The organism is Novipirellula artificiosorum, assembly GCF_007860135.1.
Classification (GTDB): Bacteria; Planctomycetota; Planctomycetia; order Pirellulales; family Pirellulaceae; genus Novipirellula_A; species Novipirellula_A artificiosorum.
In genome coordinates this window covers 977,493-994,153 of the sequence record NZ_SJPV01000001.1, presented here as the reverse complement: position 1 = coordinate 994,153, position 16,661 = coordinate 977,493, and the positions used below count along the sequence as shown (strand labels likewise).

General features: G+C 54.6%; 12 protein-coding genes. 5 read left to right on the top strand and 7 right to left on the bottom strand.

Annotated elements, in window-relative coordinates:
- Nucleotides 1-86: 86 nt before the first annotated feature.
- The 3 genes from Poly41_RS03520 to Poly41_RS03510 form a co-directional block, all read right to left on the bottom strand.
- Nucleotides 87-1,655: an SHD1 domain-containing protein gene (locus tag Poly41_RS03520; RefSeq protein WP_146524504.1), complete on the bottom strand. Its 1,569-nt coding sequence runs from the start codon at nucleotides 1,653-1,655 to the stop codon at nucleotides 87-89.
- 40 nt (nucleotides 1,656-1,695) lie between these two features.
- The gene (locus Poly41_RS03515) at nucleotides 1,696-2,409 is read right to left on the bottom strand and encodes a HEAT repeat domain-containing protein (RefSeq protein WP_146524503.1); all 714 of its coding nucleotides are present in this window, start codon (nucleotides 2,407-2,409) and stop codon (nucleotides 1,696-1,698) included.
- A 341-nt stretch (nucleotides 2,410-2,750) separates the two neighbouring features.
- The gene (locus tag Poly41_RS03510; protein WP_146524502.1) at nucleotides 2,751-3,914 is read right to left on the bottom strand and encodes a transposase; all 1,164 of its coding nucleotides are present in this window, start codon (nucleotides 3,912-3,914) and stop codon (nucleotides 2,751-2,753) included.
- Nucleotides 3,915-4,352: 438 nt separating this feature from the next.
- Here Poly41_RS03510 and Poly41_RS03505 point away from each other — a divergent pair, with 438 nt between their 5' ends.
- From Poly41_RS03505 to Poly41_RS03495, 3 genes are all read left to right on the top strand, one after another.
- Nucleotides 4,353-5,033 carry a 3-keto-disaccharide hydrolase gene (locus Poly41_RS03505; protein WP_146524501.1) on the top strand — a complete coding sequence of 227 codons (681 nt, stop codon included), beginning with the start codon at nucleotides 4,353-4,355 and terminating at the stop codon, nucleotides 5,031-5,033.
- A gap of 57 nt (nucleotides 5,034-5,090) precedes the next feature.
- On the top strand, nucleotides 5,091-6,545 hold the full coding sequence (locus tag Poly41_RS03500) for a DUF1080 domain-containing protein (protein ID WP_146524500.1): 1,455 nt from the start codon (nucleotides 5,091-5,093) through the stop codon (nucleotides 6,543-6,545).
- Between the two features lie 188 nt (nucleotides 6,546-6,733).
- Nucleotides 6,734-8,122, top strand: a complete 1,389-nt coding sequence (locus tag Poly41_RS03495; RefSeq protein WP_146524499.1) for an alpha-L-fucosidase — start codon at nucleotides 6,734-6,736, stop codon at nucleotides 8,120-8,122.
- Here Poly41_RS03495 and Poly41_RS03490 read toward each other — a convergent pair.
- The 4 genes from Poly41_RS03490 to Poly41_RS03475 form a co-directional block, all read right to left on the bottom strand.
- Nucleotides 8,109-9,317, bottom strand: a complete 1,209-nt coding sequence (locus tag Poly41_RS03490; protein WP_146524498.1) for a vWA domain-containing protein — start codon at nucleotides 9,315-9,317, stop codon at nucleotides 8,109-8,111. The two genes, Poly41_RS03495 and Poly41_RS03490, sit on opposite strands and share 14 nt — an antisense overlap.
- A 188-nt stretch (nucleotides 9,318-9,505) precedes the next feature.
- Complete coding sequence (locus Poly41_RS03485; RefSeq protein WP_146524497.1) at nucleotides 9,506-10,210, bottom strand: response regulator transcription factor; 705 nt, start codon at nucleotides 10,208-10,210, stop codon at nucleotides 9,506-9,508.
- Nucleotides 10,207-12,141 carry a sensor histidine kinase gene (locus Poly41_RS03480; RefSeq protein ID WP_146524496.1) on the bottom strand — a complete coding sequence of 645 codons (1,935 nt, stop codon included), beginning with the start codon at nucleotides 12,139-12,141 and terminating at the stop codon, nucleotides 10,207-10,209. The genes Poly41_RS03485 and Poly41_RS03480 overlap by 4 nt, the downstream gene beginning before the upstream one ends.
- 14 nt (nucleotides 12,142-12,155) lie before the next feature.
- Entirely contained in the window at nucleotides 12,156-13,601 is a 1,446-nt protein-coding gene (locus Poly41_RS03475) for a DUF3108 domain-containing protein (RefSeq protein WP_146524495.1), read from the bottom strand.
- A 237-nt stretch (nucleotides 13,602-13,838) separates the two neighbouring features.
- Between Poly41_RS03475 and Poly41_RS03470 the strand changes: the two genes are divergently transcribed.
- Entirely contained in the window at nucleotides 13,839-15,272 is a 1,434-nt protein-coding gene (locus Poly41_RS03470; RefSeq protein WP_146524494.1) for an outer membrane protein assembly factor BamB family protein, read from the top strand.
- Between the two features lie 104 nt (nucleotides 15,273-15,376).
- Nucleotides 15,377-16,477, top strand: a complete 1,101-nt coding sequence (locus Poly41_RS03465) for an NHL repeat-containing protein (RefSeq protein ID WP_146524493.1) — start codon at nucleotides 15,377-15,379, stop codon at nucleotides 16,475-16,477.
- Nucleotides 16,478-16,661 lie beyond the last annotated feature (184 nt).

The following is a 16,661-nucleotide window of genomic DNA, read 5'->3' as shown; positions in this document are numbered from 1 at the left end:
AGGTAGAAGCGGTTTTGTATCGGGCAGCTTCGCCGAGCGCAATAAATAGCTTGGGATGCGTCGTCGTCGCCCCAAAGAACGCAGGACTAGCGACGGTCGCTGGACCGAACGGATGTGAAGCGAAGATCATGGTCGTCCCATCCCGATTCGCTCCAGCTACTTCGTCCCGGAAGCTGCCAATCGTCCGTTCCTTGAAGAGCCAATCGTTGGTCAACCCAATCGATCGCCTTGCTGGCCGTCGAGTGGGGAAGGGTCGCCACGACGAAGCCGCCATCGTTTGCCCGATGAATGATACCGACGTTCTGCCCCACGGAAGCGGCAGCAGCCCCCATCAGTTCATAACGCCATACGGGCACGCCACGGAAAATACTTAACAGGACTCCGTTGGACGATAGGACTAAATCGTTGTCGACCCAAACAGGTGATCCTTTCCCTAGACTTCTTCTCGATTTCGCTTCACCGCGCAGCGACGCGGTCGACAGCTCCCAAACCCGAAGTTGTGATGGAGTGACGATCGCCAACGAGTCGCCACGAGGCGAAAAACCGACACTCGCGATCCGCCCCGGTTCAACAGGGATTCGACCCAATGCCTTGCCATCGGAGGTTCGATAGATCGCGACACCACCTGGATCAGGGACCGCCACGTAGCGGCGTCCTGCGGAGATCGCGGGCAGCGACTCTGCGTGGACATTGCAAATCCAGTGCTTGAGTTCTCCCGAGACCAAGTTCCAAACGGCCATGCTCGAATCAACGGAGGCGACAATATGTTCCTCATCGACCCAACGTGCCCAACGAACGGTCGGTGCGTTTGTCAACCGATTTGACGCTGCATTCGTCGACGCAGGGAGCGACCGATGTTCATGTAGCGTTATCGAAGCCGCGTCCCAGTCGCCTGCCACGGCGAATTGTCCACCCTGCCCAAACACCTGATGCCCCTCGAGCACCAACGTACGACCACTGGGAAGGTGATGATCCAGCAAGGTGATCGGGACGTCGGAGCTCCATACGATGGACACTTGTTTTGTTTCAGGATCGAATCGAACGATCCGATTTGCATTGGCGCCTCGAGTCGAACTCAAGCCAGCACAAATGGAAAAGGCGACGAATGTGCCCTCACCGGATGCGATGACCAGCGGCGCCGAGCAGACGTCGTAGGAATGAATGGGCCCAATCGGCTTCGATCCTGTCGGAACGTGTTGCTTGATCGGAACGGGATCGGCTTGCAACGGACCAGGAAGTTCCGTCTTGCCGACTTGCTTGTTCTGGCGAATCGACGCTATCGGTGACAGGGGGAACCCGTCTTGCAACGTCGTGGCAGCGCGAGGAAGAACCAAGAGGGGGAGTGGCGTCAATTCAGGCAATGTCGGCGGCGCAAAACGCAAGACGTTCGGCTGACTTGCAGGTCGATTTCGCCACGCGGTTACATAGTCCGTGTCTTCCACACTTAGCCGTGAGAGCGGAATGCGCACGGTAGAGCCATCGGGTCGAATCAGCACGGCCATCTCCTCTTCAATGGTCTGCAAGCTTGCTTCAACCGAGTGCAAACCCGAATCATCGACCCAAATTCGGGAGGGTTCTGATGCGGTGGTGGATGCGGACGTTGCGAGCAATACACAGTGGATCAGCAGCGAAGCCAACAAGGTGGGATGGTCCATATTGCATCTTGTTCGGAGGGTTTGGAACCAGCAGATCGCACTAGCGCATTAAGGAATCGGTAACGCCGAGCGTATCCGTGCTGCCTTTTTCGAGTTCCGCAATCCAGGCCTCGGCGTCGCCACCAAGGTCCTTTCCGGTGACATCGCGAAGTGACTGCATGGTCAAATCGCGAGTCGCAGGATTGCGATCATCAAGTGCCAAACGAAGCGAGTTCACCGACGTCGGATTCTTGTGCTGCGACAGCGACTCAATGGCCGCATGACGGACATCTTGGTTGGTTTCGCTTCCATAGGTCGCCGCTAGCATCTGCGAAGATTGAGCATCATCGATCCGTCCGAGTGCACGGCACGCTTCCATTCGCACCTTCATGCTGTCATCATCCAATCCCATTTCGATTAGCGGTACCGCCTCGGTGGCGGAACTCATCTTTCCGCTCGCCAAGATTGCCAGTCGCCGCATCTCGGGGCTTTGGTCGTTTTCCATGATTTGGCGGAGCTGACCAGCCCAGAATTGCTGACGCTCGGCCGACAGCTCGTCGATGGAGTTGGCCAATTGCGTGAGTTGTTCACGCCGCTGGTGATCCGTGACGCCAAACGCCTCGTCTTCTCGCCATTCTTTCATCGCGAACCAGGGATTGGCTGCCTTCAACGCGTACAACGGCCCGTCTTGGCATCCACCAAGCGAACAGCATCCCGCGGCAAACAGAATCGAAAGCCCCAGTCCAATCGTTTTGCGTTGGTGACAAAGCGTCATATATAATCTCGGAGTATTCTTGCGAACGATGCGGATTGAGCCTTACGATGTAACAAAGCAAACCGCTCGGAACCAACCCCAGTTTGGCCAGCCCAGGATCGGGGGGTGCATGTCAGCTTTTGCAACACAGTTGCACACAGTTGGTGCCAGCCAACAATCTGGATTCCGTAGTTAATTCTCGATCTCCATACGATTAGGAAAAAGTGCGGCAAATAGGCCCCGACCGACCGTTCTGGGACCGCAGAACGGGAAGAGCTAGCGAATTTTGCTTCGACAGGGGCGGTTTGCGCAGCAGACATTGCTGCGTGATCTAGCAAAAACAATCCAGCAAGGGCGAATACTTACGAACTGAAACAGCAGGCCACGCTGGCTTGACCCCGGTGATGGTGGCGACCGGTTTGTTCGGCATGTTGCTTGATCGACACAGGGCGACCAACGCACGCACTCTTGCCAAAGTAACGTTGCCACTCCCAAATCAAGTCTCGCCACATCGACGCATCGATTCCTAAAGCCGCCAGTGTCTTGGCAAGCGACTGCGGTAACACCGATTCCACGCACTTGGTTGACTGCTTCGCGGTCCAGCGCAAAAGCTCCCAATACTCCTTCCAGGCGACGTTGAGAAATCCCTTATCGCTGCTACGAACGCCATCGGTGTGAACTTGCGGTTCACTCGAGAGGGTGTCCGAATCAAGTGTCAAGGGACTGAGCCAATCATCGCGCCGGATACGACGCCCAGTAGGGTTCTTGCGTTTCTCCTTGCGGTCGTCACGAAGCTGATCGACTGGTGTTTCGCGGATCTTGCGTCCTGCCTCGTTTGTTGGAATCGGCTTCAAATCAAACGCTGCCGAAGGCAAAACTGCACCACGCCTCGCATTGGCCCGGTCATAAGCACTGGTATGCTCGGCTTCTTCGGGGCTTTCGGCCATCGCCGCGCGGACTGGATTGAGGTCCACGTACATGCTGCAAGCGAGTAAACCGGCCTCATCGACGATTCGTTGAGCCTTGAAGCGGCCTTCCCAAAACCGTCCGGTGCATTCGTCTTGATGGTTCGCCATCCGAGCGATCGGCTCGGCCAACGCACGCATGAACCAAGAGATATCCGACAATCGCTTTCGCACTTCGGCCAAGAGAACTTTGTCTGCCACAAGCGTTTTGACATCGTTCTCAGTCGGTTCGGCCAGATGTTCTTCCAGTCGTCGACCGGGAAAGACACGCAGCCATCGGATAGCTACATCCTGGTCAGACCACTGTGCGCAAACGTCTGGACGATTACGGAGGATTTGGTGCATATGATTGCTCATCACCGCATAAGAAAGAACATCCACGGCGAACACCGAGGCGAGAGCCTCCATTCTCCTTCGGATCCATTCTTTACGGAAGGAATAGTCATTACCGGTGGCATGATCCACCCCAGCAAGAAACGCGCGGCGCACGCACCTCTGGACGACATGGACGATACAGATTTCGCTCGACTCAAATTGTTCACAACGCTGTGGACGAGGCATAGCCTGAAGCTCCTATCAGTATGAGTGTCCGCAAGTCTACCAATTGGCGAGAAGCAAGTCAACGATCGGTGGGTGGCACCTTTCATCATGAAGGATCGGTGGGTGGCACCTTTCATCTATCTTTTCTTTTTATTGTCTCCGAACCGCTTATACTCATGACGACCTCCGTGTGGCTCTTGGAATTGATAGCGACGCACATTCTGTGCGAAATCCCAATATCACCGAAGGTCATTTTTTATGCGCTAACGTACCGCCACCAAAAGACTTAAAAACTGCACGACCCATTCCGTGGAAGAGCCCTCTGCAAAAGTGCGTCGGAATGTCGCACGATGAAAGATGCTGCTGGTCTTGCTAGACTTGAACGACTTGATTGCTGACAAAATCAGGGTTTCCCCCATCTTTGTAACTTCCTAACCCCCATTCCAAGGATCCTCGACTGTGAACGCAACCGCTCGACTCATCGCATTGCTGGCATTCACCAGCTTTCTCGGTTCCATCACTTTGGCAGACGACGCCAAAGCAATCCGTCTTTTTGATGGCAAGAGCCTCGACGGGTGGGTAGGCCACGATGTGGGGCCTGACGCCACAACGGAAGACATTTGGAGCGTTGCGGATGGGATCTTGGTTTGCCAGGGCAACCCCATGGGCTACTTACACACGAAAGAAAAATTCACGAACTTCAAGCTAAGGGTCGATTGGCGTTGGCCCGAGGGATCCGAAGGTGGCAACAGCGGCGTGTTGATGCGGATGACGGGCGAACCACCGTCCATTCTAACGAGATGTGTCGAAGCGCAGCTGCAGAGCGGTAGCGCTGGCGACATTTGGGGTTTCTACGGCTTCCAGTTGAAGGGGGACGCCGCCAGAGCTAAAAAAGTCGAAAACCACAAGGTCCTTGGCAACTTTATTGGGGTTTCTGCGATCAAGCATCCAGAAAAAACCATTGGCCAATGGAATACATATGAGATCACTTTCAACCAGGGCAAGTTGACAATCGTGATCAATGGCGAGTTGGCGAACGAAGCGACCGATTGTGAAGTCGTCCCCGGGTTCGTCGGGCTGCAATCCGAAGGTGCCGAAATCCATTTCCGCAATGTGGAACTCACAAAGTTGCCCGATTGATTCCCCACCTCTGCTCTCCCACCTTCACCTCCCCACCTCCACGCCACCCCATCCAGCATGCTTCCACACCGATCCTTCGCTGCCGTTCTTCTCGCGACCCTGATGTCACTCGTCTGCGCAGGGGCTGACCCTGGCGAGTGGATCTCGTTGTTTGACGGCAAGTCGCTTGCGGGGTGGCGTGCGGCCGAACATCCCGACACCTGGTCCGTCAACGAGGGATGTTTGGTTGCCAGTGGTAAACGGAGCCATCTGTTCTACGACGGTGATGTCGCCAACCACGACTTCCGCAATTTCGAATTGATCGCCGAATGCAAAACGGAAGCCGCGGCCAACAGCGGGATTTTCTTTCACACACGCTACCAAGAGTCGGGATTTCCCGAGGCGGGTTACGAGGTCCAAGTGAACAACACGCATCGCGGTAGCGGAAACTATCGCGAGCTGAAACGAACGGGCAGCTTGTATGCGGTTCGCAACATCTATCAGCCCTGCGTTCAAGACGGCATCTGGTTCCCAGTGAAAGTCAAGGTAACGGGAAATCGAATTCGGGTTTGGGTCAACGGTTATCCCACCGTCGACTATTTACAGCCGGCCGATCCGATTCGTAAAGACACGCGATCCAATCGGGTGTTGTCGAGTGGAACCATTGCGTTGCAAGGGCATGACCCGGGAAGTCGCGTTGCCTATCGCAGCGTCTCGATCCGTATTTTGGCTGACGACGCGAACTCCGAGGACGAGCCCCGAGTATCCAGCGACGGCTACGGAACCGATGTAAAAACGATGGATCAATTTGCCGGAGCCTACATTCCCGTCATCGATTGTCATGTGCATTTACGGGGTGGCATGACCGTCGAAAAGGCCATGGATCGGCAAGCGGTGACGGGCATGAATGTCGGTGTGCTGAAGAATCTAGGCGAGGGGTGGCCGATCGAAACCGATCAGCAGTTGCAGGAATTTATCGACAGCGTTGACGACCGGCCCGTGTTTGTCGGCGTCCAAGTCAACGATCGGGGTTGGCACAAGAAGCACTCGCCACAGCTGCTCGAACGGCTCGATTTCGTGTTGGCGGACACCATGATCATGCCCATGCCAACCGACGACAGTCCCCCGGTCAAGTTATTCCAACCGGACCAGTTCACCATCGAGGATCCCGAAGCGTGGATGCTGCGTTACGTGAAGCACAACCTGCGGGTTCTAAGCGAACCCGCAACGATCCTGGCCAATCCGACCTGGCTTCCAGACGCTGTCGCTGACCAATACGACGAATTGTGGACCGACCAACGGATGCGAACGATCATTGAGGCGGCAAACGCGAACCACGTTGCACTTGAGATCAATGCGGGAAGCGGTTACCCGCACGAACGCTTCATCCGCATGGCAAAATCGATGGGCGCAAAGTTCAGTTTCGGATCGAACAATTTTGACGATGTCCCACACGACATGACTCGATGCCTTGAAGCGATCACGAAGTACGGGTTGACCAAGAAGGACATGTATGTTCCCGGGGCAGATTAGGAATCTATCCGAAAAGGGGTCTGACCCTTTGTCGACCGACGTTTCGATTGCTCAAAAACTCGTTGTTTTTAAATGGATCCGCTGCCGACACGCTAAGCAAAGAGTGGGTCAGACCCGTTTCGGATAGGTTCCAAGGATTCCGCTACCCCCATTTCGCACTCCCCTCTTTCCGTCAAGGAAACAAAAAGATGATGACTCGAAAATTTAGTCGGCTCCTTGGCTTGCTTCTCGCCACTCTCTTGCTGGCTCAAAGTACTCCGAATGGCTTTGCCCAAGTCCGCTCGGAGTCGCAGCAAGGCGATCGCATGGATTGGTGGCGAAATGACCGCTTTGGCATGTTCATTCACTGGGGCTTGTATGCGGTTCCCGCCGGAGAATACCAAGGCAATGACGTCAAAGGAATTGGCGAATGGATCATGGATAAGGCCAACATCCCACGTGAGGAATACGAGAAATATGCTTCGCAGTTTGACCCGCAGTCCTTTGATGCCGACGAGTGGGTGCGGATCGCCAAGTATGCCGGGATGAAGTACATCGTGATCACATCGAAGCATCACGACGGATTTTGCTTATTCGATTCGCAAACGGATTACGACATCGTCGACGCAACACCCTACAAGAAAGACCTTCTCAAACCACTCAGCGAAGCGTGCGAGCGTCATGGATTGAAATTCTGCACCTACTATTCCATCATGGATTGGCATCATGATTCGCAATTGCCCAGCAGCGAAAACGATGGCAAGCCGAAGTGGAATCCGACTCGGATGGTCGAAGGACAAAAACAGGCTTACACGGACTACATGAAGGAACACTTGCGGAAATTGATCGTCGATTACAACACGCATGTGCTCTGGTTTGATGGCGAGTGGCCCTCGTGGTGGACCGACGCAGACGGGAAATCGCTCTACCAGTGGTTGTTAGCGTTGAATCCAAACCTGATCGTCAACAATCGAGTGGGTGCCGGTCGCAAGGGGATGGGCGGGTTCTCGAAGGAAGATTCGTTTGCAGGTGACTTTGGCACGCCAGAGCAAGAGATTCCTGCGACCGGGGTCGATAGCGACTGGGAATCATGCATGACAATGAATGACACTTGGGGATTCAAAGCCTCGGACGAGAATTGGAAAAGTTCCGAAACACTGATCCGCAACCTCATTGATATTGCCAGTAAGGGTGGGAACTACTTGTTGAACGTAGGTCCTAAAGCAGACGGAACGTTTCCGCAAGCGAGCGTGGACCGACTTCGCGCCATCGGCGACTGGATGTCGGTCAACGGTGAATCGCTGTATGGCAGCGAAGCCGCCTTGTTTCGTCCCGAATGGGGACGAGTCACGCGCAGAGGGGGAACACTGTATTTGCACGTGTTTGAATGGCCCGCCCATGGCAAGTTGACCCTCCCAGCATTGCGCAATCCCATTCGACGCGCGTCGCTGCTGGCGACTCCTGAAACCACACTCTCGGTCAACCAAGGGAACGAGCAATGGGTGATCGACGTCCCCGAATCAGCAATCGATCCGATTGCAACGGTGATCACGATTGACGTCCAAGGGATGCCAGAGCTAGCCCTCACTCGTCGCTGAGGTCAAAGCCGGACTCAACCAGTTGTTCCTCCACGGCCTCGGCAAACGCATCCCCGAGCGTTGCGGCTGCGGGGGTTTCTGTCATCTTCGCCCGTTCTGCGGCGAGATAGGCTTGCCGTTCCTTACTCACAGTCGCCAATTTTGCCTTGATCTCCGCCCGAAGCTTCGAGATCGCCGCGACTTTCTTGAGTCGCTCCGTTGGTGTGAGCTTGCGCAATTCCTCGGGCAGATCGTCTGCCTTCAATTGCAAGATTGCCTCCTCGTCCTCTTCAAAGGTATCCACCAAATCGCGTCCGACATTTCGATACAACGATCCTGCCTTGGTCGCAGCCCGACTACTGAGTCCGCCAAGGCTGCTCGCATTCAGGTCCTGAGCGACCTGGTTTTCAGCGTAACGAGTGCGTTCATTTTTTGAGCCATACCACAAGTAGGTTTCATTGAGTTGGCTATTGAGTTCAATGATGATCTTGTCTTGGGGGCATTGGATATGAACCACCTTTTCATCTTGGTTGATATTCATGTACTCGCCTTCCGCCATGTCGGCGCCATCTTTCCATTTCCCCTGGACACCTCGCTGATAATCACCACAGTGAATGGTGTTGACGACGATGCCGGATTCGATCGCGTTACGGCAAGCGGATTTGTAATCGACGGAGCCTTGCGTAAACGGCTCATTGCCCGCGATGAAGATCGCTTTGTATGCATTGGCCTGTCCACTCCAATCAAGCCGTTTGATCGCCTCGTTGATGACTGCGCCACAATACTCGTCACCGCCGCCGGTGCGTAACGCAAACAGGGCTTCCGACACTTTGTCCAAATCATCGGTCAATTGGATGACTTGGCGGATGTAGCCTTCCCGAGCGGGCAAGCCCGAATTGCCATATTCGAATACGGAGACACGAAGTTCAGGCGTTCTGCCATTCTTTTTTGCTTTTGCAAACTCCTGGACGATATTCCATAGCTGGCTTTTGGCTTGATCGATCAAGCCGTCCATGGAATTGGAGGTGTCAAGCAAGATCGCCACATCAACGGCGGGTCGCTTGCCAGTGAAAGGGGCTTTCGACTTGGCCTTCGACTCTTTCTTTCCCTTCTCGATGGTAATCGTTACATCCTGAGCATGATTGATGCTGGTCGTTTGTTGTCCAAATCCGATCATGACCGCAAGGACCAGAAACAGGTTAAATGGGCGTTTCATCGAAGAGCTCCGGGAAAAGAGGATAGGGCGAGCGGATTGTCGCCGACAAGCAAGTTTGCTACCTCGATTCTACCCGATGAAGGTTCCACGCAACGGCCTAAACTCAGTGGCTCTCGGCACCTTTCGAGCGGAAAACGGCCGAGAAATGCCAAATGGGGTCCGTCAGGGTTGCCAGCTTGCCGAAAAGGTTAGGGATGATTCGTGGCGTCTTGTGGTTTTTCAAACCGATAGCCGACGTCGCGAATCGTCCGAATGAACGTTGGATTCCGAACATCGTCTTCGATCTTTTGACGCAGTGTCGTGACACAGCGGTCCACACTGCGACCGGTCACGATCACAGACCGTCCCCAAACATGGTTGAGGATCTCGTTGCGAGTCAGGGCTCGGGATCGCCGTTGCACAAAAAACTCCAATAGACGGTATTCCTTTGCCGTTAACTTCACTTCTTGTCCCCTTCGACTCAGCTTATGCGAGAGGAGGTCGAGATGGAGATCACCGAAGTGGTATTCGCTAATGGCTTCTGCATTTTGTCGACGTAAGAATGCTTTCACTCGCGCCAACAATTCCCGAATGCTGAACGGCTTGGTCACATAGTCATCTGCCCCAAGCTCCAGACCGCGCACAATGTCTTCCTCTTGTCCTTTCGCCGTCAGCATGATGATGGTGCAAGTGAGTTTGCGTCTTCGCAATTCATCACAGATCTGATAGCCATTGATCCCTGGCAACATAATGTCAAGCAAGATCAAATCCGGGTTGAGGGACAAGGCGGCTTCCAGTCCCTGTTTTCCCTCGGTCGCCGTACAAACGTCGTAGCCCTGGCAGCGAAGGTTGTCGCTGAGCCCTCGTAGCAGCGTCGCGTCGTCTTCGATGATCAAAACTTTGGAAGTCGTCATGGGGCAATCTCCCTTCCTTGGCTTGCCTCAGCTACTGGTAACAGGATGGTAAACGTACTTCCGCTACCCGGCAAACTGTCGATTTGAAGTCGACCGTGATGAGCCGACACAATAAACTGAACGATGCTCAACCCTAAACCACAACCCTGCCCCTTGCGTGCCAAGCTTCGATCCACTTGATAAAATCGCTGGCAAACCTTCGCCGCGGTGCGCCGTGAGAGGCCAATCCCATTGTCGGCGACGGCGATGCGGATTCTTCCTGCTTGCTCAGACGCATGAATCTGAATCTGCCGCACGGGATCCGAATACTTGTAGGCGTTCTCGAGCAGGTTCAAAATCGCGGTCACGATTGCATCCGTATCGGCATTGAGCGTTGGCAAGTCGTCATCAACACGGACGTCCAACTGACAATCCGCCGCATGAAACCGATCTCCTGCTGCCTCGACACTTCGCAGGATCAGCTTCCGCACATCGCAAGGGACGAACGTGAAGGTATGCATCCGACGATCCATGCGTGAAAACGCCAGGAAGTTGTCCATCACACGGCACAGTCTTTCGTTTTCTTTTCCAATCAACTGCAAGTATTCCCGAGTCAGGTTCTCGTCAAACGACTCTGCATCGAGCAGCGTGTCGACCAGCAGACGCATCGAAGCGAGTGGCGTTTTCAGTTCATGCGAAACGGTCCCCACCAAGTCGTTTTTTAGTCTGGCAAGCTGCATCTGATGTTGAACCGTCCTCGCAATCAGCAGCATCAGGGCACAGGTCGCCAAGATGACCATCAATCCCGTCCAGAGGGTGATGGTATTGCGTCTCGTCGCTGCACGTTCGATTTCACTCTTGTCATTGAGCGAAAGTGACAACCGCCATCCGGGAAAAACGTCGCCGGCGGTAACGGCCAGGTATTCATCCGGATCCGCATTCTGGTCGGGGGCAAGCAGTCGAATGGTTGCGGCATCAAGCGAGGCGGTGGAGCTCAAGAGCGTTTCCGATTCACTGACAATTCGATCCCTACCGAACAAGAGTAGCGTCTTTCCGTCCGGTGTACCCAGTTGCCAGATGTCGGCGAGCGGTGTGCGAAGAAACAACGGAACGATGGTTGGCACAGGCTGCGCAGCAACGAAGGACGCTGCCGTTCGCTCAGTCGCAAAGGTTGGGAATTGCGTTTCCTTCCCAAGTAATTCAGTCAGTCGGTTCATCAGGAACACGCGCTGAGCCGACGAGAGCGTCAAGTCGTTGTAGTTGCGTAGCCGCTGCTCCAAACGCAGCAAAATCTTCTCGCCAGCGTTGCTTTTCGTATCGCCAAGAAATTCCAACGCCAACATCTCGTGGTTGGCGAGGTCGCGTGCAACGGCCGTATCTTGCGGCACCCCAAGTATGATTTCGCATGCTTCCGCGTGCTCTCCGTTGCGAAACAAGCACCGAGCCAATGCAAGGGAGGCTTGTCTCTTGGCGGCTTCCGATTCATTTTCGGAGGCCAAGTCGCGATAGATCGCGATCGCTGCTGGCAGATCAAGCGTTTGGAACTCGAGCGACTCTGCCTCGCTCCAACGTGCGTCACTCTTGTCGACTCCTTCATCGCGAGTCAATTCGTTGGGGTAGAGCAATCGTCCCTCGGGATTGTATGCCAGCAAAGCATCTGCGAATCCACCGGACGCCACCTCGGCAAATAGGGCGGCTGGCGTCAATTCCTGGCGTCTCTGCTGAATTTCTCGCGTCTTGGCTTGCCAATGATCCGTCAGGATCCGGGTCGCGCCGCGCAGATGCAAACGATAGGCGTCCGCCATCCGCTGACGTGAAGCCAATTGCTCGTTGTTCATTGCCACGCTGACGAACCAAAGAACGCCGATGGAAGGAACCGCGAGAAGGATAATCAGCAACAACGCAAGACGCACGACGGAGCCGCGATCGCTGCTCGAAGGTTTGGCAAACATCGACACGAATCACACTACTTCACTTGGATCGAATCGGCGATACTCATCAACGTTGCCTTCAAGTCATCCGCGTCGTCTTCAGGCATCTCGATGTACAACGCGACTCCTTTTTCGTCCTGGAATGTGACCACGTTTTGACTCAAGACTTTTCGTTTTCCATTGAGGTAGCTCAATCCGAGCGTCGCAGCAGGCATTTGGCCGAGCGTGGTCTCGGTGATCCCCGTGTCGTCTGGTTCTAGATTCTTAAAAGTCGTTTTACTCTCCTTCAGCTTACTTTCCATCCACGCACGTGGTGACGCTTGCTCTTCGTCCGTCAACTTGGATTTCACCAACACTCTCAACATCCCATTGGATAATCCGGGGCCAGCCAAAACCACCGCAGTCGATGCAGTTGGAACGTCGGATGGCAAGTCCATCCCAAACCAATCGACCGGCACGGCAAAAGAGAAACCAAGAGCAGTGTTCTTGACCGTTGTCGGCTCCGAGTCGCCGATGTTGCTAAGGACCGCTTCCACACCGCCAGCCTCAAATTTGACCAAATACTTTTCAGGCACATCCGCAAACCAAAATGTTTGGCCAATGCTCATTTCCAACTTGAAGCACTCGAAGCTTCCGACGGGTGTTTCCACGGTTTCTTTGCTTGGCACGGTGATTCCAATGTCCACCTGAGCACCACCCGACATCACCACTCGCGTCGATAACGTTCCTTTGTAGCCAACCGCCAGCGGCAATTGCCGCATCGCGTAAAACCACTGGTCATTGTCATACGCGACTTGGTCAAGTTCAACGACCTTTGCGGGATCTTCGCTGTCGAGGTTGGTGATCGTCAGTTGGTCATCGCTGTACTTCCCTTCAAACGAGCCGAGCAACGTATGCTGCCAAACACTGGTCAGCGGTCGATTCGTGACTTGGTCAACAACGACATGACTGATGCCTTGGTTTTGACCACCGGCAATCAAACGTCGGATCGACATTCCCCAAACTGGCTTTCCATCCAGATTCTCGGATTTCACGCTCAACCCCACTAATCCGATGGGTTGGCCGCCTGCGAGTTTCATGGTCAACGTCAATTGCTCGCCATCGTTCCACGGCGCTTCTCCAAGCTCCAATTTCGCAGGTAACTGTTCTCGTGCCTTGGAAACCAGTTCCTTTTGATTGGGGTAGTTCTTAATCAGAGCTTCATAGGCGGCAACCGCTCCTGCCTGATCTCCCTTTTTTGACAGGCAGCTTGCCAGTCGGTATTGAGCCTTTGCCCCCAATGCCTCGGTCTCTTTGGCATCGGCGACAATCGAGCGATAGATCTTGATGGCTTCATCCAGGTTACCCACGGTTTCTTCGGTATAGATCCCCTTTTCAAGTCTCTCCGAAGCGGTTTGTGCATGGGTGGGTGGGCCAGCAGTAAAGTTCACAGTCAGAGCCGTGAAAACAGCTGCAGCAAGTCGAATCGTGTGTCGTTTCATTGGAGTGATCCCGTTCAAGAGGACGCGTTTGGAAAGTTGACAACAGGGTTATTCTACGGACGCCATGTTACGGGCATGTTACGGATGGACCGTTCGTCAAAAATTGTTTGATAAAATGCACGCGCGACCCACATTCCCCTGCTCAGGATTGACGCAGCGCCGACCTGCGTCCTAACGTCGCGGCGTCATGGGTTGCCGTTGGCGTACCTACAGCGGGTGGCTACAATAACGGCCAAGATGAAACAAACTCACCTGACCGTGATCTTCCCTGCCTCACTCGCGGTCATTGGCATCGTTCTTCTGGTGCTTTGGACGGCACTGGCCCCCACAAGCCAGTTCGCTCGACGGAAACCTGGATTGGACGGTACGCCTGAAACGGCAGCGAACACGGACAACCGCGACCTTGTTGCGGGTGAGCCGACGATGGGTCCTGGGCAACCTGCACCGATCGAGGGTGCGTGGTCAGGGTTTCGTGGACCCAATCGCGACGCGATTGCGACCGACAAAACACCTTTAGCGCGTCGCCACGCCCCCGAGGGACCTCCCGTTTTGTGGCAGATCGACGTCGAAGAAGGCTATGCGGCGCCAGCGATTCGTGATGGGCGCGTTTATTTGCTCGATTACGATGCCGAAAACGAACTTGATGTCTTACGCTGCTTGTCGCTTTCGGATGGGCGTGAGATATGGCGCAATAGCTACCCGGCACAGATTGCTCCAAATCATGGTATGACACGGACCGTCCCTGCGATCGAAGGCGACTCGGTCGTCACGATTGGACCGCGGTGCCATGTCGCATGCTGGGATGCCGACACGGGAGCGTGTCGATGGTTGTTCAGCATGGTACAGAGGTACGGCAGTGAGGAACGCCAATGGTACACGGGACAATGCCCGTTGATCGATCAAGGTCGTGTGATTTTGGCTCCTTGTGGCAAAGAGGCGCTGATGGTCGCTCTTGATCTGCAAACGGGTGACGAGATCTGGCGATCTCCCAACCCCAGGGCTTGGCGAATGTCGCATTGTTCGATCATGCCGATTGAGTTCACCGCGGAAGACGAAGCGTCTTCGGAACGAATGTATGTCTACTGTGGCACGGGCGGTACCGTGGGTGTTTCGGCGAACGAAGGCAAGTTGCTCTGGGACGAGACATCTTGGGACGAGCATTTCGCCACCAGCCCCTCACCGCTGGGACTTCCCAAGAACAAGATCTTCTTATGCAGTGGTTACGATTCCATTGGTGCGATGTACCTGCATTTAGAAAAGTCTGGCGATACGATGGTTGCCAAACCAGGACCGGAGCTCGATCGAAAACAATTCAACTCCGAGCAACAAACTCCAATGCTTTACGAAGGTCATTTGTTTGGCATTCGTAAACATCGCGGAGGCCAATTTGTTTGTATGGACTTGGATGGAAACGAAGTTTGGAATAGCGGTCAAGACAAATTCGGCAATGGTCCGTATATGATCGCAGACGAGTTGATTTTGATGCTCTCCGACGAAGGTCGTTTGGTTGCTGCCGAGGCAACCGCCGAAGCGTACAAGCCGCTTTGGGAGATGGAAGTTTTCGATCATGGCAACGAAGCATGGGGACCGATGGCGATTGCATCTGGCCGACTCATCGTTCGCGATTTGACGAAGATGGCATGTTTGGATTTGCGTCGCGACCCTCCGTAGGGCGGCCTCACCACAAATGGCGATCCTTCTTCACGCTGAAAAGATCGTCGCACATCAACTATAATTCGCCTGATCACTGATGCCGCAATAAAGCAATTCACCGTATGACAGACAAAACACAAGCCCCTCACGACGAATCGCCGGTGCAACGCCCCACAGGGATGGGGTCGATTATCGTTTGGACGCTTGCGATTGCCGTTGCATTTGGCGCTTTGGTTGCGGTGCTCCAAGTCGACAATTGGGGCAACAACGGCAACGGCTTGTCACCGCGATTCGGAATCGATACGGCCAAGTTGACAGAGGTGGATCCGGCCTTGATCGCCTATGTCGAAACCCAATCGATCCCACTACAAATGGATGTTGTCCACGCCATCGCCACCGATCGGGACAACCGACTATTGGTGGCTGGCGACTCCGTTGTTCAAGTGCTTAGTGCGGAGGGAGAGCTCGTCAAGTCGATTCCGTTGGCGAGCGAACCGACTTGCATTGCCGTTGCCGCCGAGGACCACCCGTATGAAGGACGGATCTTCGTGGGCACGGGCAATCGGATCGAACTTTTTGACGACAATGGCGACTCGGTCGGTAGCCTGACCGACGGTCTAGACGAAAAGACGGCGTTGACGTCGATCGCAGTATTCGAGAATAGTGTGTTTGCTGCCGATGCGGGAAATCGCGTGGTGCTGCATTGGGACGCCGAGGGAAAACAGATCGGTGTGATTGGTACACCTGCGCCCGATCGAGGCATCATCGGATTCGTCGTTCCGAGTGCCCATTTTGACATTGTGGCCTCGGACGATGGTTTGCTGCGAGTGGCCAATCCCGGGGCGCGACGAGTCGAAACGTATACCGCCAACGGGGATTTGCTGGGACATTGGGGAACCGCGTCGGCCAGCATCGAAGGCTTTTTTGGCTGTTGTAATCCGGCCGCCATCGCGATGCTGGCGGATGGTCGTTTTGTGACGGCTGAGAAAGGAATCCCGCGAGTGAAGGTCTATGATGCGGAGGGAGTCCTTGACTCAGTAGTCGCAACGCCCCAGATGTTTTCCAAGGGCATGACCAATACGATTGAAATACGCGACGACCACAGTTTGCAAGTCTTGGATGTTGCAACCGATCGAGAGGATCGCATTTTGATCTTGGATCCAAACCGACGAGAGATTCGGATTTTTGAACGAACGACTGCATCGGACGCGAACCATGAATAAAGAATTGCCACAACACTCCTCTCGGCGGCAATGGCTGGTCAGCCTGTACCGCTGGGCTGCGATGACCGTTTTAGCCGTTGGGTCCGCCCTCTTGGCGTGGCGTTCGTCTAACGCATCGGATTGTGCAAGAACGTTGCCTTGTCAAAGTTGCGGATTGGCCCCGCGATGCGATTTGCCGCGGCGC

Bases quoted from the DNA above. Each gene is read 5' to 3' on its own strand.
- Poly41_RS03520 (WP_146524504.1), bottom strand. From the start codon at position 1,655: ATGGACCATCCCACCTTGTTGGCTTCGCTGCTGATCCACTGTGTATTG.
- Poly41_RS03515 (WP_146524503.1), bottom strand. From the start codon at position 2,409: ATGACGCTTTGTCACCAACGCAAAACGATTGGACTGGGGCTTTCGATT.
- Poly41_RS03510 (WP_146524502.1), bottom strand. From the start codon at position 3,914: ATGCCTCGTCCACAGCGTTGTGAACAATTTGAGTCGAGCGAAATCTGT.
- Poly41_RS03500 (WP_146524500.1), top strand. From the start codon at position 5,091: ATGCTTCCACACCGATCCTTCGCTGCCGTTCTTCTCGCGACCCTGATG.
- Poly41_RS03495 (WP_146524499.1), top strand. From the start codon at position 6,734: ATGATGACTCGAAAATTTAGTCGGCTCCTTGGCTTGCTTCTCGCCACT.
- Poly41_RS03490 (WP_146524498.1), bottom strand. From the start codon at position 9,317: ATGAAACGCCCATTTAACCTGTTTCTGGTCCTTGCGGTCATGATCGGA.
- Poly41_RS03485 (WP_146524497.1), bottom strand. From the start codon at position 10,210: ATGACGACTTCCAAAGTTTTGATCATCGAAGACGACGCGACGCTGCTA.
- Poly41_RS03480 (WP_146524496.1), bottom strand. From the start codon at position 12,141: ATGTTTGCCAAACCTTCGAGCAGCGATCGCGGCTCCGTCGTGCGTCTT.
- Poly41_RS03475 (WP_146524495.1), bottom strand. From the start codon at position 13,601: ATGAAACGACACACGATTCGACTTGCTGCAGCTGTTTTCACGGCTCTG.
- Poly41_RS03470 (WP_146524494.1), top strand. From the start codon at position 13,839: ATGAAACAAACTCACCTGACCGTGATCTTCCCTGCCTCACTCGCGGTC.
- Poly41_RS03465 (WP_146524493.1), top strand. From the start codon at position 15,377: ATGACAGACAAAACACAAGCCCCTCACGACGAATCGCCGGTGCAACGC.